At 70.9% G+C, this 20,128-nt stretch carries 14 protein-coding genes; 4 read left to right on the top strand and 10 right to left on the bottom strand.

Annotated features, from left to right (window positions below; translation table 11 throughout):
- Positions 1-49: 49 nt before the first annotated feature.
- Positions 50-682 (bottom strand): alpha-ketoglutarate-dependent dioxygenase AlkB, encoded by a 633-nt coding sequence (locus HG543_RS02875; RefSeq protein ID WP_343073255.1) that lies wholly within the window; start codon positions 680-682, stop codon positions 50-52.
- Between the two features lie 122 nt (positions 683-804).
- Here HG543_RS02875 and HG543_RS56150 point away from each other — a divergent pair, with 122 nt between their 5' ends.
- Positions 805-6,510: an AAA family ATPase gene (locus HG543_RS56150; protein WP_169343091.1), complete on the top strand. Its 5,706-nt coding sequence runs from the start codon at positions 805-807 to the stop codon at positions 6,508-6,510.
- Positions 6,511-6,668: 158 nt separating this feature from the next.
- A complete protein-coding gene (locus tag HG543_RS02865) occupies positions 6,669-7,949 on the top strand; it encodes a hypothetical protein (protein ID WP_169343090.1) in 1,281 nt (426 codons plus the stop codon).
- Positions 7,950-8,038: 89 nt separating this feature from the next.
- Here the strand turns inward: HG543_RS02865 and HG543_RS02860 are convergent, their stop codons facing one another.
- The 9 genes from HG543_RS02860 to HG543_RS02820 all read right to left on the bottom strand — a co-directional run bounded on the left by HG543_RS02860 (position 8,039) and on the right by HG543_RS02820 (position 16,554).
- Entirely contained in the window at positions 8,039-10,249 is a 2,211-nt protein-coding gene (locus tag HG543_RS02860) for a M4 family metallopeptidase (protein WP_343073254.1), read from the bottom strand.
- Between the two features lie 213 nt (positions 10,250-10,462).
- On the bottom strand, positions 10,463-10,762 hold the full coding sequence (locus HG543_RS02855; RefSeq protein WP_169343088.1) for a hypothetical protein: 300 nt from the start codon (positions 10,760-10,762) through the stop codon (positions 10,463-10,465).
- Between the two features lie 89 nt (positions 10,763-10,851).
- Entirely contained in the window at positions 10,852-11,616 is a 765-nt protein-coding gene (locus HG543_RS02850) for an Imm49 family immunity protein (protein ID WP_169343087.1), read from the bottom strand.
- On the bottom strand, positions 11,613-12,713 hold the full coding sequence (locus HG543_RS02845) for a hypothetical protein (protein ID WP_169343086.1): 1,101 nt from the start codon (positions 12,711-12,713) through the stop codon (positions 11,613-11,615). The genes HG543_RS02850 and HG543_RS02845 overlap by 4 nt, the downstream gene beginning before the upstream one ends.
- A gap of 30 nt (positions 12,714-12,743) precedes the next feature.
- On the bottom strand, positions 12,744-14,063 hold the full coding sequence (locus tag HG543_RS02840) for a hypothetical protein (RefSeq protein WP_169343085.1): 1,320 nt from the start codon (positions 14,061-14,063) through the stop codon (positions 12,744-12,746).
- Entirely contained in the window at positions 14,060-14,704 is a 645-nt protein-coding gene (locus HG543_RS02835; RefSeq protein ID WP_169343084.1) for a hypothetical protein, read from the bottom strand. Before HG543_RS02835 ends, HG543_RS02840 begins: the two co-directional genes overlap by 4 nt.
- A complete protein-coding gene (locus HG543_RS02830; RefSeq protein WP_169343083.1) occupies positions 14,697-15,536 on the bottom strand; it encodes an AHH domain-containing protein in 840 nt (279 codons plus the stop codon). The genes HG543_RS02835 and HG543_RS02830 overlap by 8 nt, the downstream gene beginning before the upstream one ends.
- A gap of 18 nt (positions 15,537-15,554) precedes the next feature.
- Positions 15,555-16,073: a DUF6484 domain-containing protein gene (locus tag HG543_RS02825; protein ID WP_169343082.1), complete on the bottom strand. Its 519-nt coding sequence runs from the start codon at positions 16,071-16,073 to the stop codon at positions 15,555-15,557.
- 16 nt (positions 16,074-16,089) lie between these two features.
- A complete protein-coding gene (locus HG543_RS02820) occupies positions 16,090-16,554 on the bottom strand; it encodes a DUF4150 domain-containing protein (RefSeq protein ID WP_169343081.1) in 465 nt (154 codons plus the stop codon).
- Between the two features lie 116 nt (positions 16,555-16,670).
- Between HG543_RS02820 and HG543_RS02815 the strand changes: the two genes are divergently transcribed.
- Positions 16,671-18,419 (top strand): hypothetical protein, encoded by a 1,749-nt coding sequence (locus HG543_RS02815; protein ID WP_169343080.1) that lies wholly within the window; start codon positions 16,671-16,673, stop codon positions 18,417-18,419.
- Positions 18,416-20,110: an SWIM zinc finger family protein gene (locus tag HG543_RS02810; protein WP_169343079.1), complete on the top strand. Its 1,695-nt coding sequence runs from the start codon at positions 18,416-18,418 to the stop codon at positions 20,108-20,110. The genes HG543_RS02815 and HG543_RS02810 overlap by 4 nt, the downstream gene beginning before the upstream one ends.
- Positions 20,111-20,128 lie beyond the last annotated feature (18 nt).

Genomic DNA, 20,128 nt, shown 5'->3' with positions numbered 1-20,128 from the left:
GCCAGGGAAGGTGGGACGCGCGCCCGGCGGGGTCCACCGGAGGAAGGGCTCAGAAGCCCGGGGCCGTCCCGCCCGCCAGGCTCCCGCCGAGGCGGGCCGGCGAGCCGGGCACGGTGCGGAAGCTCAGTGAGTAGCGCAGCTGCTTCACCGGCGACAGCGTGTGCTGCCAGACGGAGCGCGCCGGGCCGGACAGCACGTAGGCGGAGCGCGGCGCCAGCTCCAGCGCGGCCGTCTCCCAGGCGCCGCCCACCTTGCGTCGGAAGCGCATCCTCGCGGCGCCCAGCAGCGACACGCCGATGACGGTGGGGCCGAACATGGGCGCGTCGCGGTGCCAGCCGATGCTCGCGCCCGGCGGGTAGCGCGAGACGAGCACCTCCTCCAGCGCATACGGCTCCAACCCCACCACGCCGGCGCAGCGGTCCCGGATGGGCAGCAGGAAGCGCGGCATGGGCGGCGCGGACGACAGGCGCCAGGACTCATAGCCATAGTCCCAGCCGTAGTGCGCCACGGTGCGCTTCGCCACCACGCCGTGCATGTGGATTTCCTTGAAATCGAGCCGGGCGAGCGCGTCCACGAGTGCGTGCTCCTCGTCCTCGGAGAGGAAGTCGGGCAGGTAGCGCAGCCCTTCGGGTGCCTCCGTCATGCCGGGAAGGTGGGACGCCAGGGCGCTGGCGGCAATCACGCCTCCAAGCGCCCACCGTCCCGCCCGACGGGGCTCTCCCCCACGCGACCCCCATCCAAAGTTTCAGGAGGGGAGAGGCCCGGACCCGGGTGCCTCTCCACCGTGCATGAGGGACGCGCGTGATGCTCCAGGCGCAAGGTGACGAGGGACTTCGGGAAATCCACCGCGGGCGCCGCTACGTGGTGCTACGCGGCTGGAAGCAGGGCGGCGAGCCCCGGGTCGTCAAGCGCGTGCTCCCGGGCCCGCTCGCTTCCGGAAGCGGGGCCATGCTGCGTCACGAGTACACGCTCCTGCGCTCCCTCCAGGGCGAGGTGCCCGGCGTCTCGCGCGCGCTGGCCCTGGAAGAGGACGCCGCGGGCCTGCCGTCCCTCGTGCTGGAGGACGCGGGCCCGCGCAACCTCCAGGAGTGGCTCGGCCGAAGGCCCGTCTCCATGGATGCCTTCCTGGAGCTGGCGCTCCAGCTGACGGGCATCATCGCCAGCCTCCACCAGCAGCACGTCATCCACCGCGACATCAACCCCACCAACCTGGTGATGGGTGACGGCAGCCGGCACGTCACCCTCGTCGACTTCGACCTGGCCACCCGGGTGGCGGGGCTCTCGCCTGGCGCGTCCATGCCCAACGAGCTGCAGTGGACGCTGCCCTACGTCGCCCCGGAGCAGACGGGGAGGATGAGCCGCCCCGTGGACCACCGCGCGGACCTCTACTCGCTGGGGGCGACGTTCTACGAGCTGCTCACCGGCTTGCCGCCCTTCGTCTCCACGGACCCGGCGGAGCTGGTGCACGCGCACCTGGCGAGGCCGCCGGTGCCGCCGGCGTTCGCCAACCCCGCCGTGCCCCGGCCGCTGTCGGACATCGTCCTGAAGCTGCTGGCGAAGATGCCGGAGGAGCGCTACCAGAGCGCGGAGGCGCTGCTGGCGGACCTCCTGGAGGTGCGGCGGCGGCAGACGGCGGGCGTCATCGGCGCGTTCGAGCTGGGGCGCGTGGACCTGGCGCGGCAGCTTCCCTTCCCCAAGCGGCCCCACGGCCGCGAGCGGGAGCTGGCGCGGCTGCGCGAGGCACTGGAGCGGGTGCGCCGGGGCCCGAGCGAGGGCGTGCTGCTGGTGGGTGAGCCGGGCATCGGCAAGTCCGCGCTCGTGCGGGAGCTGGCCCGGCGCGCGGGGCCCGGCGACCACGTGCTGCGCGGGAAGTTCAACCAGCTCCAGGGCAACGTGCCCTACGCCGCCTTCGCCGACGCCTTCCAGGGACTGCTGCGCCAGCTGCGCAACGAGCCCCCGGAGGTCCGAGACTTGTGGCGGGACCGGCTGCGTCAAGCGGTGGGGCCCGACGCGCGCGTCATCGCCGAGCTGCTCCCGCAGCTGGGGGCGCTGCTGGGCCCGCGCCCCATGCCGACCCGGGTGGCGCCGATGGAGGCCGCGGCGCGCCTGCACCTCGCCTTCCAGTCCTTCGTGCGGACCCTGGCGACGCCCGAGAGCGTGCTGGTGCTCTTCCTGGATGACCTGCAGTGGGCGGACCCCGGCTCGCTCCAGCTGCTGAAGGCGCTGGCCACCGACCCGGGCTCGCGGCACGTGCTCGTCGTGGGCGCGTACCAGCCGGCGCGGGTGGGACCGGACCACCCGCTCACGCGGCTGCTGGCCCAGCTGCGCGCGCGGGAGGCGATGTCCTTTCCCACGCTGACGCTGGGGCCGCTCGACCTGCCCTCCGTCACGGCCTTCTGCGCGGAGACGTTCCGCTGCGAGCCCGCGCACGCGCGGCCCCTGGCGGCCGTGGTGCTGCGCAAGACGGCCGGCAATCCCCTCTTCATCACCCGCTTCCTGCGGCTGCTCCACGAGTCCGGGCTGCTGACGTTCGACCTGGAGCACGGCACCTGGGAGTGGGACGTGGCCCGCGTGGAGCAGGTGGATGTGACGGAGAACGTGGTGGCGCTGATGATGACCACCATCCGCCGGCTGCCGGAGCAGGCCCAGCGCGTCCTCGAGGTCGCCGCGTGCCTGGGAGACCACGTGGAGCTGTGGCTCCTGCGCGCGCTGGTGGAGGACGCGGGCCCGGCGCTCTGGAGCCTCTTGCGCGAGGGGCTGCTCGTGCCGGAGCGCGAGGGCGGCCCGCCGCCCCCGGAGGACGGCGACGCGGAGGACGCGCCCCTGGAGCCCGAGGCCGTGTACCGCTTCGCGCACGACCGCGTGCGGCAGGCCGCGTATGACCTCCTCACCGAGGACGAGCGGCGGCGGCTCCACCACGAGATAGGACGCGAGCTGCTGCGCGGGGCCACGGGCGACACGCTCGACGCGCGGCTGTTCGCGGTGGTGGACCACCTGCACCTGGGCCTGGCGCGACCGGGCGGCGAGGTGGAGGGCTGGGACGTGGCCGAGCTGCACTACCAGGCGGGCCTCAAGGCCAAGGCGGCCTCGGCCTTCGGCGCCGCGCTGGTGTACCTGCGGCGCGGCATCGCGCTCATCCCCCGGGCGCAATGGGCCTCGCGCCGGGAGCAGGTCTTCCACCTGCACAAGGAGGCGGCGGAGTGCGCCTACTTCTCCGGCGAGCCCGTCCTCGCGGGGGAGCTGGTGCGCACGGCCCTGGAGTCCGCCGGCTCGCGCCTGGAGCAGGTGGAGCTGCATGACGTCCAGGTGCTGACGCGCCTCATGATGGGCGACTTCAAGGGCGCCATCCAGGACGGGCGCGAGGGGCTCCGGCTGCTGGGCATGGAGCTGCCGGAGCGGGACTTCGACGCGGCGCTCGCGGCCGAGCTCGCCCAGGTGGAGGTCCACATGCGGGGCCGCTCGGTGGAGGAGCTGCTGGACGCGCCGAGGATGGAGGACCCGGAGCTGCTCGTCTGCGTGCGGCTCTTGTCGGACCTCACCGTCCCCGCCTACCTCCTGAACTCGGGGCTCTTCGCCGTCATCAACACGCGCGCCCTCAACCTCACGCTGGAGCACGGCCACTCGGACGAGGCGCCAGCCATCTACAGTTGCCATGGCATGGTGCTGTCGAGCCTCGACGGCCCCACGTCCGGCCTCGCCTTCGGGCGGCTGGGGGTGGCGCTCGCCCAGCGCAACGGAGACCTTCGCCAGGAGTGCCGGGCGCTGCTGTCGCTGGCGGTCTACTTCCATACCTGGAAGGCGCCCCTGCGCACGAGCCTGCCGCTGCTGCGCCGTTCCTACGCCACGGGGATTGCCGCCGGCGACGTGCAGTTCGCCGCCTACGCCATCACCCTCGCCGTGGCGGCCGAGTTCTCCATGGGCGCGGAGCTGGCGCGGGTGCAGTCCTCCGTCGAGGCGTGCCAGACCTACCTGCGGCGCAGCGGCGTGCCGGGGATGGACGACCTGCCCACCGCGCACGCGCAGGCGGTGCTCGCCCTGCAGGGCCGCACCCGCCGCCCGCCCCACTTCGACGACGACAGCTTCGACGAGCAGTCCTTCATGGACATGCCCCTCACGTCGATGAACCGCCACCTGTACGCCACGCTGCGGCAGCTGGTGGCGTACCTCCTGGGAGACCTGGACGAGGCCCTGCGGATGTCCGAGGCGGCGCGGCCCCATGCCGCTTCCGTGAGGAACTTCTACCGCGCGGCGGAGCACGCCTTCCTCACCGCGCTGACGCTGGCGGCCCACGCCACCGCCCACCCCGAGGCGCGCGCCGGAGACCTGGCCCGCATCGAGGAGCACCAGCGGAAGCTGGAGGCCTGGGCGCGGGACTGCCCGGAGAACTTCCGGCACAAGCACCAGCTCGTCACCGCCGAGGTGGCCCGCGTGGAGGGCCGGCCGCTGGAGGCGATGGAGCTGTACGACGAGGCCATCGACGGGGCGCGCGCGGAGGGCTTCCTCCAGGAAGAGGCGATGGCGAACGAGCTGGCGGGCCGCTTCCACCACGCGCTGGGCCACGGGCGCTTCGCCACGCTCCACCTGCGTGCCGCGCTGGAGGCCTACGCGCGGTGGGGCGCGTGGGCCAAGGTGTCCCTGCTGGAGGAGGAGTTCCCGGACCTCAAGCTGGCCGGGGGCCGGGCCTGGAGCGAGCCCGCGCGCACGGTGGCGGCGGAGGGCGCGGCGCCCGGGGCGGCGCTGGACCTGCACGGCCTGCTCAAGGCCTCCGAGACGCTGGTGGGCGAGGTGGTGCTGGACCGGCTGATGGAGAAGCTGATGGCGGTGTGCCTGGAGGTCGCGGGCGCGACGTCCGGCGCGCTGGTGCTGGAGGAAGGCGGCGCCCTCGTGGTGCGCGCGCGGGGCGCCGTCTCCGAGCCGGTGAGCCTGGAGCCCGTTCCCCTGGACGCGGCCAGCACCGTGCCAGCCACGGTGGTACAGCACGCGTGGACGACGGGCGCCACCCTCGTCCTCGGCGACGCGGCCCACCAGGGGCGCTTCATCGGCGACCCGTACATCGCTCGCCGCGCGGTGAAGTCCGCCCTCGCGGTGCCCATCCAGCGGCAGGCGCGCACGGTGGGCGTGCTGTACCTGGAGAATGACCTGGCCACGCGGGCCTTCACGCCCGAGCGGGTGAGCGTGCTGCGGGCGCTCTCCTCGCAGATGGCCATCTCGCTGGAGAACAGCCGCCTGTTCGAGCAGCTCAAGGTGGAGGTGCAGGAGCGCCGGAGGGCGGAGGCCGCGGTGCGCTTCCTCGCCGAGTCGGGACTGGCGCTGGCCGAGTCGTTGGATTTGGAGCAGACGCTGGCGAAGGCCCTGCACATGGTGGTCCCCTTCCTGGCGGACTGGTGCGTGTTCGCCGTCGCCGAGAATGGGGACTCCTTGCGCGTGATGGCCACCGCCCACGTGGACCCGGAGAAGGAAGCGCGTCTGGGCGGGTTGATGCGGAAGCACCCGTTGGAATGGAGCGCACCGCCCGTCGTCCTCGAGGCGCTGACGTCCGGCCAGCCCGTGCTGCGCGCCCACCTCGACGCGGACCGGCTGGCGGAAGCGGGCAACGGGCCGGAGTACGTGGAGGAGATGCAGGCGCTGGGCACGCGGACGGCCATGCACGTGCCGCTCATCGCCCGGGGCAAGACGCTGGGCGTCCTCACGCTCGCCTCTGGCGCACCGGGCCGTCGTTATGGCGAGGCGGACCTGGACCTCGCCCAGGAGCTGGCGCGCCGGGCGGCCATCTGCATCGACAACGCGAGGCTGTACCGCGCGGCCCAGGAGGCCATCCGCCTGCGCGACGACTTCCTCAGCGTCGCCTCGCACGAGCTGAACACGCCGCTCACCTCGCTGCGGCTGATGGTGCACTCGCTCTTGCGCCACCGTCCCGCCGGCCTGCCGGAGCCCGCCGTGCGCGCGCTGCACACCATCGATGCCCAGTCGCTGAAGCTCGCCACCCTCATCGAGGAGCTGCTGGACGTCTCGCGCCTGCACGCGGACCGGCTGGACCTCCGGCTGGAGGAGGTGGACCTGCGGGCGGTCATCGACCGGGTGACGGACCGGCTGCGCGAGCCGCTGGAGAAGGCGGGCTGCGCGCTGGACGTCCGCGTCGAAAGTCCCATCCTCGGGCGGTGGGACGCCACGCGACTGGGACAGGTGCTGCACCACCTGCTGTCCAACGCGCTCAAGTTCGGGGCGGGCAAGCCCATCCACATCGCGGCCGGGGTGGAGAGCGGCACCGCGTGGCTGCGCGTGAGCGACGAGGGCATCGGCATCGCGCCCGACAAGCTGCCACACATCTTCGAGCGCTTCGGACGGGCGGTGTCGGTGCGCTCCTATGGCGGATTGGGGCTGGGGCTGCACCTGGTGCGCGCCATCGTCGACGCGCTCGGCGGCACCATCCGCGCGGAGAGCACCTTGGGCGTCGGCACCACGTTCACCATGGAGCTGCCGTGTGCCGGGCCTCCACATGCCTCCGGATGACGACGGGTCCCACCCGACCCGCTTCATGACGGACGCTTCCACGGAGCTCTCCGGGAAGTCCTGGCGGCGAGCAGGCAGCCCTTGGAGTGTCCCGCGACCCGTCTCGACGCTCGCGGGCCCCGCCTGTTCCAATGCGAGTCACGGGCACGCCCGACTCCATGGACACCCTCCTCCGCCGCCCCGTCCTCGTCTCGCTGTTCCTCTTCGTCCTCGGCGCGCCGTTCCGGGGTGGGCAGTGGCCCTCGTGGCTGCTGGTCCTCACGCTGGCGGTGCTCGCGCTGGATGAGCTGAAGCCCGCTGTCTACGTCGCGCGGGCACCGCGCTGGCTCGCGCGGCCGTGGCTCGGAATCATCGGCGGCGCGGTGCTGGTGCTGTACGCCATCGCGTTCGGCGAGTGGACCTTCGGGCAGGTGCTGTGGCTGGCGGGCGCGGGCGTCTTCCTGCACGACGCGTGGAAGCGGGGCGAGCCGCGGCACCTGCGCGCGGCGCTGAAGCGCGCGGCCGAGGCCTCGGAGACGCCCGAGGCGCTGCCCGTGGGAGCCGAGGGTTCCAAGAAGCGCGTGCTCATCTCCATGGGCCTGTTCGCCCTCTCGTTCCTCCTGTCGGGCTACGGCGAGGTCCCCGGGGCGCCGCGCCTGGGGCTGGTATGGGTGGCGGTCACCGGGCTGCTGCTGGCGCAGACGCTGAAGCCGGAATGGGCCGCGCGTCTGCCGGTGTGGCTGCGGCGTCCCACGCTGGGGGCCGCGGCGGCCATCGTCTTCCTGCTGGTGAACGTGTCCATCTCCAGCTTCACGCCGGCCTTCTTCCTGTGGACGGCGGCCACGGTCGTCTTCCTGCGCGACGCGGCGCTGCGCGGAGAGCTGGGCCCGTTCGAGCCGAGGCTGCTGTGGCGCGGCTGGGGCCGGCGCGTGGCGGTGGTGGGGACGTTCATCGCCGCCATGAGCCTGTCGGGGCAGTGGGACAACAACTACTACTCGCCCGGGTACACCCGGACCAGCGAGTCCAGCAGCACGTACTACAACTCCCAGGGCGACCTGATGCGGCGCACCGTCACCACCACCGAGCGCGTGCCGAGCAGCAGCTTCGGCGGCGACACCACGGCATGGACGTACGGGGACGGGCTGCCCGCGCTCGGGCTGCTGGCGCTGCTCGCGCTGCTGGCGTGGAAGGGGCCCGGGCACCCGGTGCTGGCGCGCACGGCGCCGCTGGCCGTCATCGCGCCCATGGGACTGTGGGCCCTCACGCACCTCATCGAGAACCACAACATCGCGAAGGGGTTCGAGGGCAGCCCCGGCTACGTCGGCGAGGGCGGCGGCCCGTTCGGCTTCCTGCTCGGGCTCGCCATCGCCACCGTGGGCGTGGTGCTGCAGGGCCGCCGGACGCTGCCGGTGCCGCCTCCCATCGAGGCCGCGGTACCCGTGCCGCCTCCGGCTGGCTGACACGCTCTTCGGGTTCCCGGAAAAGACAGCACCCGGCAGGCCACGAGGCCCCCGGGTGCCGGTGCTTCAGGAATGCGAGGCGCTGACGGCTAGTACTGGCCCCGGAGCGTCACACCCGAGAACGCCGTGTAGCCGCGCAGCATGACGTAGAACCTGCCGGCCGTCGCGCGGGCGGGCATCGTGCACGTCTCGGCGTTGCCCGCGCGGTACGGGCGGCAGTCATACGTGGTGGTGGTCGGCGCGGAACCGAAGCGCACGTACAGGTCCGCATCGCCCGTGCCGCCGCTGATGCTGAACGTCACGGAGGTGTTGGCCGGCACGTCCATCATGTACGAGAGCTGCCCGCCCGACGCGGCGGTGAGGCCCGTTACCGGGACGCCGTTCTGCAGCACGTTGGTCGGGGGCGAGCTGGTGGTGTACACGCCCGTCAGCGTCACGCCCGAGTAGGCCGAGTACGCGTTGAGCATCACGTAGTACGTGCCCGTCTGGATGTTGGTGATGGTGCACGTCTCGGAGTTGCCGCCCAGGTAGGGACGGCAGTCGTACGTGCCCGAGTCCGGCGCGGCGCCGAAGCGCACGTACATGTCCGCGTCGCCCGTGCCACCGGCGATGGTGAACTTCAGGCTGGTGGCGCCCGCCGGCACCGCGAGCGTGAAGAACTTCTGGCCGCCCGAGCTGTCGGACAGGCTGCTCACCGGCACGTTGTTGCTCAGCGGGGTGGTGGGCGGCGGCGGCAGCGTGACGCCCACGCCCACGGCCTCCCACGCGGCCTTCACGGCGTCCTGCGTGGCCTGGTCATAGCCGAGGTCCGCGGCCGCCTGAATGGTCCACGTCTTCGCCTGGGCGAAGGTCGTGGAGGCGGTGAAGATGTCGCTATTGGCCTTGTACCAGATGCGCGCGGCCTTCTCGACGCCGATGGCCGGCACGTTGATGGTGGAGCGGCCGCGCGGGTGCGTGCCGCCCTTCGACAGCAGGGCGAACGCCAGGTTGGGCACGCCCGAGCTGTAGTGCACGTCCGTGCTGGACGTCACGTTGGGCGCCCAGTCCTTGGACACGCCGTCCTTGACGGGGTCATCCATGTAGCGGAGCGCGTCGTTCGGGGTGCCCGGCGTCCACACGTCCTCGCCCACCATCCAGATGGCCGGCGCGGTGCTCCAGGTGCCCGAGGCCCAGCTCTCGCAGATGGCGGCGAAGGTGTCGGACATGGCCTCGTTGAGGCCGCCGGACTGGCCGGAGTACGTGAGGTCGGACTCGAACTCCGTCACCGCGTGGGTCAGCTCGTGGACGGTGACGTCCGCGTCCTTGCCCAGCTCGATGGACGTGGTGCCGTCGCCGTCGCCGTACACCATCTGCGTGCCGTCCCAGTAGGCGTTCACGTAGTTGGAGCCGTAGTGCACGGTGCTGATGAGCGCCGCGCCCGCGTTGTTGAACGAGTCGCGGTTGAACAGTGTCTTGTAGCAGTTGTACGTGAACCCGAGCATGTCGTAGTTCATGTCGATGTGGCTGTCGCCCGTGGCGGCCTGGCCCTCGCTGCGGCGCAGGGTGCCCGGCGTGGTGCTGCCGTTGTTGGCCGAGTGCACGCGGCGGTTGAGCGCCGAATGGATTTTCGGGTGCCGCGCCACGACGTCACCGGCGCGCGCGCTCACGTACACCAGGTCCACCAGCGGCAGCCCGTCGGGTTGGGTGCCGGTGACGCGGACCTCCCAGGCCAGGTGCAGCGTCTCCGCCGCGTCGCGCACGTAGACGAGGCGCGGGCTGCCAGCGGAGGTAATGCCCGTACCGGACGTGCCGCGCACCGCCGCGAGCGCCGCCGCGCTGGAGGCCACCGTGGGCCGCGCGGACAGGGACACGCCGTCACGCGCGGAGCCGTTGGCCGCGTACACCGTGCCGTCGGGGCGCACGTGCACGACGAGCTCGCCGTTCACCACCTCGAGGCCCTGCTTCGTCTGCCGGTAGCGCAGGTGCTGATGGCCCCGCTCATCCGTGCGCACGCTGCGCAGCACCAGGTCCTCCGGGTTCAGCCGGAACACCGGCGACACCGCGGCCAGCGCGGGAGAGACCGCGCTCGCGGCCTGCCCGAGAGCCATGCCCGACACCGAGCGCTCCACCTGCCCCAGGTCGCCGTGAACCGTGGAGGGGATGCCATCCGGGTGCACGTCCAGCACGCCGGCGCTCTTCAGCGCCCCCAGCGACGCCTGGATGTCCTCTCCCCCCTTCTCCTGCTCGGCGGCCCGGGACTCCCCATCCGCCGCGGGCTCCAGTGTCCCGCACGCGGTGAGCGCCAACCCCAGCCATGCCACGCCAAACCTCTTCAAAACCTGAATAGCCATCAAGCCACCCCGAGAAAAGAAAGACCCGCTATCCCTGACACGGCCGAAACAGGAATTTCAAACCCGGGGTGTTTTTTCTGTTTCAAATTCTCTCATCCCCGATGCTGGCGTTCTCCGGAGGACGGGAGCCCCTGTCTATCCGGGAGCCCCCGATGATGGATGTGAGAGGGATTGGGTGGGAAATCACTCAGGGATGTTTTCCACCCAGCGGCGCGGGAGCGCGACGGCGTCGCGGTCCACCTCCTCGGTGGCGAGCGGCGGCATCCAGAGCGCCCCTTCGCGCTGGGAGATGAGATGGATGAGCCGGCTCTCGTCGGCGTCTCCGGGCTCCACGCAGCGCTCGAAGCCGGTGCGATACGTGGGCGTCTCGGACGGCGAGGCGAGCCGGTCCACGCGCAGCCAGAAGTCCACCTCGTTCTCGGGGTCGAAGCACCGCGCGTCCCCGCGCGGGGGCCGGTCCTGGGCGCGTGCGGGGCTGCGCATGGCGCGAGGCCTCCGCGGAGGGCCTCGCGCTCTCAACACCGCCCGGGGTAGGACCTGTCACTTCCGACGCGGGCCTTCAACGTGCTCCGTCAGGGTTCCATCCAGGAGTCCTCGGTGAAGACCCGCGCCACCTTCTCGCGCGCCACGGAGGGGACCAGGAGGTAGTCCTCCTCCGTCTCCAGCCCCAGCCCTTGGGCGAGTCGCACGAGCGCCACACCCTCCACGCACACCTTGCCCTCGGTGGCCAGCCACACGGGTGAGGCGCCCCCTTGCCGGGCGAGCTCCTCGAAGTGGTCGCGGTACTCCGCGAGGAAACGTCGCAGGGCCCGGTCGAAGCCCTCCGCGTCGGCGGCCTGGAGGGCGCCGCACAGCTCCAGGCGGACATCCTCCGCTCCACGCAATGCCGTCTCGTAGCGCCGCAGCAACGACTCACACGTCTCACCGGGAGCATCCAGGAAGAAGCGCTGCATGAGGAACTCGACGAAGAGGAAGTCCTCCTCGTACTCCACGCCTTGCGTCCAGGTGTGATTGGAGAGGTGGGCAATCCGCGTGGCGCCGTCGAGGTCTCCCACGGCGATGGCGTCGAAGAACGGCGCGGATTGCCCGGTCCTCCGCTCGCCCTCCTCCGCGGTTCGCAGCCAGGCCGCATAGGCGCGCCCGCTCTGATGCAGCCGCAGCTGGAACTCCTCCGGCAGGCCGGTCATCAACAACTCTCCGATGCCGGCGATGCGCAGGTTCCGGCAGAAGGAGAGGATGCGCTTGCGTCCCACCTTCCCGGCCTTCAGCGAAGGAAGCCACTCCAGGTTCTCGTTGAGGGCGTTGCCCACATAGACAGGCAGGTGGTGAGCGCTCATCCGCGTCCCCTCCCTTGTTCGAGCCGCGCGGGCTGGAGGACCAGGCACCCCACTTCTCCCCGGTCCGAGCTGGACAGCACGAGCGACGGCGCCTCCGCGTCCCGGAAGGGGTCTCTCGCGCACAGGGCCAGACACACGCCCAGCGCCCCGCTCGCGGCCCCCACGTCGCCCACCGAGGTGCATGGCAGCTGCAGGCACGACTCCTCCAGCCGCTGCTCCAGGCGGATGCGCGCGCGTCCCCACTCCTGCGCTCGCCAGGCCTCCCCATTGAGGTCGCTGTAGATGTCGCCGCGAAAAGGTGATGCGACCGCGCCATGGTCGAGCGCTCGCGCCAGACACTCCGCCAGCGCATGGCCCCGCTGGATGCGGGGACGCTCCTCCGGCTCGCGGTTCGTCGACACGGCGGCGACGTATCCCGCGATGGGCGCATTCCTCCGCCGGGCGCTGGGCTCTGCTTCCAACAGGAGGGCCACTCCCGCCTCCCCCGGAATGAGCCCCACGGGCTGTTCCTCCGTCTTCAGCCGTCCCTGCTCCAGCAACTCCGCGAGCCGCTGCGTGTCGATATAGGAGTCCACCGCGACGATGAGCAGGCGCTCCAGCTCTCGCGAGGAGAAGCGCCGCACCCCCTGCTCGATTGCCAGCGCGGTGCCCGCATGCCCGGCGCAGAGCAGCTCCACGTTGCGCGGGGGGATGGGCAGCTCCAGCGCCGAGTGCAGCGGAAGGAGGAACGCTTCCTCCAGATGGGCACGTCCCTGTCCCGGGGCCGTGAGGAGCACCGTGTCATCGGGTGGCATGACGATGACCGTCAACCCCGTGGTGTCCCAGAAGCGCCGGTCCGCGGTCTTGAGCCCCGGCGACGAGGACACCAGGTCACGCACGCACCCGCGGGCCAACCGCATCCACCGCCCCAGCAGAGTGAACCCTTCGGTGTACCCATGGACGGGATGTCCCGAGAGGGCGAGGTCCTCCTGGGACTCCGGCTCCACCACGCGCAGCTCGTTCAAGGGCCTGGGGCGGGAGACCCCGGCATGAATGGCGGCGCAGGCGGCGGCCACGCTCCGCCCCACGGACGTCACGGCTCCCGTTCCCGTCAGCACGCTCCGCATCGTCCCTCGCTCACCGCCGGCTCACGCCGACGCCAGCATGGCCTCGAAGGTGCGTCCCCCCGGCTCCATTCGGAGGGCCCTGGCTGCCTGCAGCTGACGCACCTGGAGCCAGGCCCACAGGCCCGTCTCCACCCGACAGGCTCCGCTACTGCGCACGGCCAGCTCCCACGCCAGGGCGGGACGGCGTGTCACGGGCACCTCCAGCAGGGCCTGGAGCGCGGCCTCGGGCGTCCAGCACCTGCCCCAGAGGTAGCGCCCACCCGCGGGGAAGCGGGACCGGGCCTCGTGCCACCAGCGCTGAATCGCCTCGACACGTACCCGCCCCGGCGGCACGACGGGCCCCGGGAGGAAGGAGGGCTCCCCGTCGGAAACGGCGGGCACCTCCGCGGCTTCCTCCTCGGCCGGCTCCAGGGAGACCGCCAGGGGAATGCCGGTGATGAGCCGGAAGGACTCGGCCGCCAGCGGGTCCGCCTCGGAGATGACGCGTTGGAGCAGGGCCTCCAGGGCCTCACTGCGTCCACTGACGCCCAGCGCCCACAGGGCCTCGGCCCGGCGTCCGGGCTTCTCCAGCTCCGCCAGCAGCCGCGCCACGGCGCGCCGGTCTCCGCTCATCGCCAGGGCTGTCAGCACGGTGCGTCCGCACGCACCTCCCGCGATGGAGCGGCGACAGGCCTCCATGGCGGCGAGGTGTCCGCGGGCGAGCCCCACCTCGATGGCCGCGTCCCGGCACCGGGCATCCGGGCTCGCGAGCCCCTGGTGGACCCGCGTGGTCAGTACCTGCGCGGAGGCATACCGGGAGGCACGAATGGATGCCGCGAGCAGCTCGGGTGGGTTCGCCAGGGGAGTGCGCTCCAGGAGGGATGTGAGGTCCGCCTGACGCACGCGCAGGATGTCGAGCACGGAAGCCCCAAGTCCGGGCTCGGCCTCCAGCAGGGTGTCGCGGAGGAGCGGAACGACCTGGGCGGATGAGCTGAGGGCCAGGGCCTGTCCCACCCAGGTGCGCTCCTCCAGCGAAGCCTCCCGGAGCACGCACAGGACGAACTCCCCCCAGCGCGCCACATCGGAGGTGAGCAGGGTATAGGCCGCCACGGCACGCACGGGGCCTCCATCCTCCGCCAGGGCGGGCGCCAGCAGGCGCTCGGCCACCCGGGGGCCTGCCACCCGCAGGCCTTCGACATGGGCCAGCAGGCGCCGCTCGTCGCCTTCCGCGAGGTCGGCCAGTCCATGGTCCGGCGCGCGCAGGTCGCGCTCCCGCTGTCTCCAGAAGAACGCGGCTTCATCCAGGTGCTCCTGGACGACGCTCCAGAGGATGGGCGGCTGGTAATGGGGCTGAGCGTTCATGGGCGGGCCTGCTCGCTGTCGCTGAACTCCAGCTCCTCCACCAGGATGTTGGTCAGCCCCCGTTTCTTGAACTCCCGGATGAGCTCCACTCCGATGACATAGGAGTGGGTATCCCGCCCCACGCGGAAGAGCTGGGGAGCGTCCTTCATCTTGTTGCGGTCGAGGACATGCGTCTCGATGAAGAGGATTTCGTCCGGCCTCTCCTTGGACCAGTCGATATCGCTCGCCTTGAAGTCCAGGCAGTCGAAGGTGCCAATGGGGTTGATGATGAAGTAATCCTGGCTGTAGGGACGATTGCGGTGGTCATACAGCGTGAACGACAGGTATTCGATTTCCTGCTGACCACACTGCAGCTCGATGGCCTCCTTGAACTCCCTGGAGCCAATGAGCGTATTGATTGAATTCCCAAGGAAAGACGTCAGCTGGATGCCCGGACGTTTCTTGCTCATGGGGATGCGCGCATCCGTCGGGTAGACAGGAGCGAGCCGCTCACCCATGCCGGTACGCCAGGACTCATACCCGATTCCTTCGACGAAACTATCGATGAAGCACAGGTCTTCATCCCGGTCGCCGAGCAACCACAGCTCGAAGAAGCGCTGGGTGCTCGGAATGACTTCCGGATTGGAATAGGTCTCAGACATGGACGTCTCCGACGTTCACCTTCGGCTTGATGTCGTCCAGAGCCACACTTTCCTGCTTCGCCCATAGCCGCCTGCCCTGGGTCTTGATCCGGTCGCGAAGGCGGCGGGAGAAGTTCTCCAACTTCTTGCGGACCGGGTTGTACTCAATCTTTTCCTCGTGGCCGCTGATCGTCCTCTTTACCGGGTCGAAGAACGTCTGGAGTTCCTGCTCCACATAGCTGCTGTATTCCGGGTGGTTCCAGAGGTCAGGCGCCGCCAGGTGCATGGGGAGCTCGAGCGCCTTCGCGACATGCCTGTCCATGGGCAGGATGAACATGTTGTGCTTGTGGTTGAGGTTGTAGCCCTCCTCCATCAACCCCCGGCGAACCATGAGCTGGAGTTCGTTCTGGTCGGGCTTGCCCTTGCCCACTCCCGCGACCGCATTCTTCAACTCACTGTGCGGGATGATGTGGTGTGCCTCGAACCAGTAGGGCGTGTTGCAGCTGTTCTTGAAGTTCGACGAGGACACGGCATCCGAAATGTCCCAGGCCCCCCGTTCGGGAGCCGTCGCCTCCGCCAGCTCCCAGCGCCTCTCGCCCTTCTCTGACTTCCTCCGCCGCACCAGCATCAACGGCGCTCCGGTGACGAGCGACTCGTACCTGTTCCAGTTGTAGACGTCCTTCTCATCCAGGGCCTGCTGGTAGGCCTGCCACCGATAACTGCAGGACTGCGGCGAATACGCACCGTAGGGAACCAGGCACCGGCCGCCCTCCGTGGTCTTCCGGGCCCGGTGGTGCCTGTCCTCCAGGTTCAGCTCGTCCGACTCGTGCTTGGACTTGGCAGTGGACGTCATGCGACCTCCCCCTGGCGCTCAGTTGATCTGCACCTTGCCGCCCCGGATGCGATGAACCTCCTCCGCGTCGGCGCGGATGTTCACGCCGCGCAGCAACACCTGCCCGTCATGCCGGAGCGTCAGGGAGGCCTTGCCACAGCGGAGCACGACCTCCTCCCGCCCCTCGAGCACCAGCCGCTTGCCATCCAGGTCGGCCTCGGCGGAAGCCACGGGAAGGGACGTGGCCAGCAGCGCATCCGTCAGCGGCGTCTCGCTGGGTGGCGGGAGCAGCCCGACGAGCAGAGGCAGCGCCGGCTCTCCCCGCTCGAAGAGCAGCACGGCCTCCTGGCGCAGTGCCACGGCCCGCTGTCGCGCCTCGACATCGAGCTCGAGCGCGGTGCGCGCGGGCAAGGCGCCACGACGGTTTCCCGGAAAGTCCACCAGCAGCAGCCCGGCCTCCGTCACGCCCACCACCTGGCCCACCAGGGGCGCGAGGATGGGCTCCTCCTCGTCGAGCACGTCCGTGGCCTGAGCCGGTTGCGTCTCCCTGCTTCCCATGGCGCACCTCGCTCTCCTACAGCTTCTCCTTGCAGACGACGCACGCGGGCTCCTTCTTGCCTTCTCCTCTGGCGACGACAGGGCCCTGGATGACGGGGAACGGCGGCGTGTTCTTGTCGTTGTGGAGCATCAGGTCGAAGGCGCGCGCCACGTTCTTCCCCTCGAACTGGACGTCGAAGGAGAAGTTGACGAACTCGGCCTTGCCCTTCGTCTTGCTGGAGGCCACGCCGCCGCCCGCGGTGCCCGCCTCGTCGCCGGTGCTCATCTTGAAGTTGGAGTCCTTCACGCACACCGGGTTGCCGGCCACGGACACCTTCTTGGTGCCCTTGTCCGTGTCCGACGACTGGGCGATGTTCGGGTACGGAATGGGCACCGGCCCCGCGGGGCTGGGCGTCTTGCACACATCCGGAAAGGCCACGGTGACGCCGCCGCTGTCCTTCGTCACCACGGACATCTTGTTCACACCGGTATTCGTGGGCATGAGCGAACCTCCGTGACGAGGCAGCCTGAGCCCTCGAATCAAGACGTCTCAATCACCCGCCGGTGCAAAGCCGGGTATTGGACGGTGTCGAAATCGGCTAACGTGCAGGGCTCGTCATGAACTCCGACTCCGCCTCGACGCTGCTCCTCGAGGAGTACTACGCAACAGGTGACGCGCGCTTCGTCGAGGAACTCTTCCGGAGCCGCTCGGAGCGGAAGCTCCAGGCCTTCGCGGAGCGCTGGTACGGTGACGCGCGTCCCTTCGCGCGTCAGGCCCTGCTCCGCTACATCGACGACGGGTGCGACCGGCCCGGGCACCGCGCCCTGGTGAAGGCCCTCTTCAAGCGCGCCGAGGCCAAGGAAGACGACGAGGTCATGGGGCACTTCCTCGTGGCCTTCGACCGGCTCGCCCGGCGCGAGCTCCACAAGTTCACGAGCTGGGACTGGCGCACCCGCCAGCCGACGGAAGACTGGGCCCTGGGGTGGGACCCCACGGTGCCTCCGCGCGCGAAACGGCAGGGCACGTACAAGTCGCCCAAGCGCTCCAAGGAGGGCTACATCCTCTACCGGCCCCTGCCGCGCTTCTCCCGCGCCACGCGCCAGTACCTGCAGCGGCGGGCCTGGCGCTACTTCCGGAAGAAGAAGAACGGCGGCAACGTGGCCCGGTACGCCAGCGCCATCCGCCCCGTGCTCGCCCTCTACCAGGACGAGCACCTGAGCAAACCCGAGCGCCTCATCGACGCCTGGGGGCTGATGCACGCGCTCTACCACGGCTCTCCGGTGCTCGTGCGCGAGCCCAAGGGCATCACCGTGGCCGACGGGCACACGCTGGCCGACCTCCAGCCCGCGCCCTTCTGCCCCGAGGCGTGGCGCGGCTGCCGCGACGCGCTGCTCGACCTGCTCACCACCGCCCGCAGCCGCACCGTCCGGACGTTCTGCGTCGAAGTCCTCAAGCGCGAGTACGCCCAGGAGCTTCGCGGCCTCACCCTCGGCCAGCTCCGGCCGCTGCTCGACAGCGCCCACGAGGAGGTGCAGGGCTTCGCGGTGGAACTCCTCCAGTCGGCGTCCGGGCTGGAGCGGGTGCCCGTGAAGGAGTGGCTGTCGCTCCTGGAGATCAACCACCCGGTGGCGCTGCCCCTCCTGTGTGAGCTGGTGGAGAAGACCGTCGCCCCCGAGCGCCTCACCCTCTTCCAGTGCCTGGAGCTCGCGTGCGCGCGGGCCGCGCCGGTGGCGGAGCTGGGGCTGCGGTGGGCGAAGGGCAAGCGCATCGCCAGCGCGGACGACCTCGGCTTCCTGCTGCGCCTGACGCGCGCCGAGGCGCCGAGCGTCCGCGCCGAGGGCATCGACTGGGTGTGCCAGCTCCTGCCGCGCTTCGACGCCGCGAAGCCCGAGCTCGTCCGCGAGCTGCTCGACGCCCGCCACGCCGACGTGCGCGCCCGCGCGCTGGAGCTGATGGAGAAGGAAGCGCGGTTCGGTGACAGCCCGGTGCTCTGGACCGCCATGTCGGAGAGCCCCTACGACGACGTGCGCGAGGCCCTCCTGCGCTCGCTCGCGAAGAAGGAGAAGGCCTTCACCCCGCAGAGCCTCCAGCACCTGTGGGCCACGGCGGTGCTCGCGGTGCACCGGGGTGGAAGGACGCGGCAGCTCGCCACGAACCAGCTCGCCGAGCGCGTCATCCGCGAGCCCGACGAGGCGGAGGCCCTGCTGCCCATCCTCGGCTTCGCGCTGCGCAGCATCCGCGCCCCGGAGCGGCGCTCGGCGCTGGCCTCGCTGTCCCGGGTCGCCTTCCAGCGGCCCGCGCTGCGCGACGCCCTCTCGCGCGTGCTGCCGGAGCTGAAGCTCGTCGGTGACGAGGTGACCTCGTGAACCTGGACCTCAAGTACCTCGGACGCAGCGGCGTGGTGGACGTGCCGGGCGGCTCGGCGCTGTCCTTCCAGCCCAACCTCGCCCGTCCCCAGGTCTTCTTCGACCAGGAGCTGAAGCACCCCCTGCGCTTCCGCGAGGCCATCAGCGCCCTGCACGAAGTGGTGGTGGGCGACCTGCGCATCAAGAAGAAGGACAAGAGCGCCTACGAGGCCTGGAAGGCGGAGGAAGCGCGACAGGAGGACGAGCTGCGCCGCGCCGTGCTCGACCAGGAGAAGAAGGCCGAGCTGGCGAAGCTGTCGCGCGAGCCCATCCCGCCCAACCTGAAGGCGGACTTCCAGAAGATGCACCGCCTCTACTGGGACGCGCGGGTGCGCTGGGCGAACGAGCTGTCGCGCAACGACCCGGAGCTCTTCCGCGCGCTCGTCCCGTGCGACCCGGTGGTGACGGTGGCCCCGGACGTCGTCTTCTTCGAGTGCTTCGCCAAGGACGAGTCCAGCTACGGCTGCCTCTTCGTGGACCGCGACGCCTTCAGCGGCAAGGCCGAGGCGGCCACGGGCACCACCAACGTGGACTACTCGCTGGCGCTGTACGAGCACTTCCAGACGCTGCGCACCTACCGCCCCACCCGCCTGCAGGTGGACCCCACCGGCTTCGAGGTGAAGGTGCAGGGCCACGCCAGCTACCGCGAGGAGAAGATTGATTTGCCGCCCACGTGGCTGCGCGGCTTCGGTCAGCTCCAGGCGGCCATGGGGCTGCCGGCGCGGCGGGTGGAGCTGTCGGTGGACGCCGTCTACTCGCTGCTGACGTACCTCAAGCGGCACCGCGAGAAGACGGGGCCCCGCTCACTGCGCTTCCAGCTCCGGCCGGGCGCGCCCGCGTCGGTGGTGCTGGAGCCCTGGGGCGTCACCGTGCAGAGCCGCGGCAAGGCGTACGACGGCCCCGCGCAGGAGGACATCAAGGTCTGGGGCCGCCGCCGGCTGATGGTACTGGCGCGACTGCTGCCGCTCGCCGAGCGCGTGGAGGTGCAGCTGTTGGGCTCCGGCCTGCCCAGCATCTGGACCGTGCACATGGGCGAGATGCGGATGGTGCTGGCGCTCTCCGGGTGGACGGCCAACGACTGGACGGGCGGCGCCAGCCTGGAGCTGCTCGCGGGCGACGCGCGGCCGGATGCCCGGGCGGTGGAGCTGCTGACGCAGCGGCTGCGCGAGGTGCAGCGGGCCACGCTGGCGGAGCTGGCCTCGCACGTCTCCGCCCCACGCGAGGCGCTGCTGGGCTCGCTGCACCTGCTGGCGAAGCAGGGCCAGGTCGTCTACGACTTCGCGGCCCAGAGCTACCGCTGGCGGCAGGTGATGCCGGTGGCCCTGTCCGAGTCCGTCCTCGGCCCCGAGCCCGAGGAGGTCGTCCAGGGACGGCGGCTGTACCAGGAGCAGAAGGTGAAGCTCCTGCGCGAGGAGAGCCTGTCCGGCGCGCGGCGCGTCATCGTGGCGAAGGTCGCCGAGATGGAATGCGAGGCCCTGTTCGACCTGGACGGGGGCTTGTCGCGCGCGAAGTGCGGCTGCGCGCACTTCCGCAGGGTCGGCCTGCGCGCCGGTCCGTGCCGCCACCTGCTGGCGCTGCGGCTCAACGTGCTGCGCGGGGCCTCGGGATTTGATATGGGTTTGCCCGGCCCAGCCGGGCGCGTGTTTCAGTGAATGACGTCCCACCCCTCA

The sequence above is a fragment of the Pyxidicoccus fallax genome, from assembly GCF_012933655.1.
In the GTDB taxonomy this organism is placed as follows: Bacteria; Myxococcota; Myxococcia; order Myxococcales; family Myxococcaceae; genus Myxococcus; species Myxococcus fallax.
Note: the sequence above shows the minus strand (reverse complement) of the source record. Positions and strands in the feature narration are given on the sequence as shown.

What these genes read in the sequence shown, in the direction of transcription:
- HG543_RS56150 (WP_169343091.1), top strand. Translation starts at nt 805, where the DNA reads ATGCTCCAGGCGCAAGGTGACGAGGGACTTCGGGAAATCCACCGCGGG.
- HG543_RS02865 (WP_169343090.1), top strand. Translation starts at nt 6,669, where the DNA reads ATGGACACCCTCCTCCGCCGCCCCGTCCTCGTCTCGCTGTTCCTCTTC.
- HG543_RS02855 (WP_169343088.1), bottom strand. Translation starts at nt 10,762, where the DNA reads ATGCGCAGCCCCGCACGCGCCCAGGACCGGCCCCCGCGCGGGGACGCG.
- HG543_RS02850 (WP_169343087.1), bottom strand. Translation starts at nt 11,616, where the DNA reads ATGAGCGCTCACCACCTGCCTGTCTATGTGGGCAACGCCCTCAACGAG.
- HG543_RS02840 (WP_169343085.1), bottom strand. Translation starts at nt 14,063, where the DNA reads ATGAACGCTCAGCCCCATTACCAGCCGCCCATCCTCTGGAGCGTCGTC.
- HG543_RS02835 (WP_169343084.1), bottom strand. Translation starts at nt 14,704, where the DNA reads ATGTCTGAGACCTATTCCAATCCGGAAGTCATTCCGAGCACCCAGCGC.
- HG543_RS02830 (WP_169343083.1), bottom strand. Translation starts at nt 15,536, where the DNA reads ATGACGTCCACTGCCAAGTCCAAGCACGAGTCGGACGAGCTGAACCTG.
- HG543_RS02825 (WP_169343082.1), bottom strand. Translation starts at nt 16,073, where the DNA reads ATGGGAAGCAGGGAGACGCAACCGGCTCAGGCCACGGACGTGCTCGAC.
- HG543_RS02820 (WP_169343081.1), bottom strand. Translation starts at nt 16,554, where the DNA reads ATGCCCACGAATACCGGTGTGAACAAGATGTCCGTGGTGACGAAGGAC.
- HG543_RS02815 (WP_169343080.1), top strand. Translation starts at nt 16,671, where the DNA reads ATGAACTCCGACTCCGCCTCGACGCTGCTCCTCGAGGAGTACTACGCA.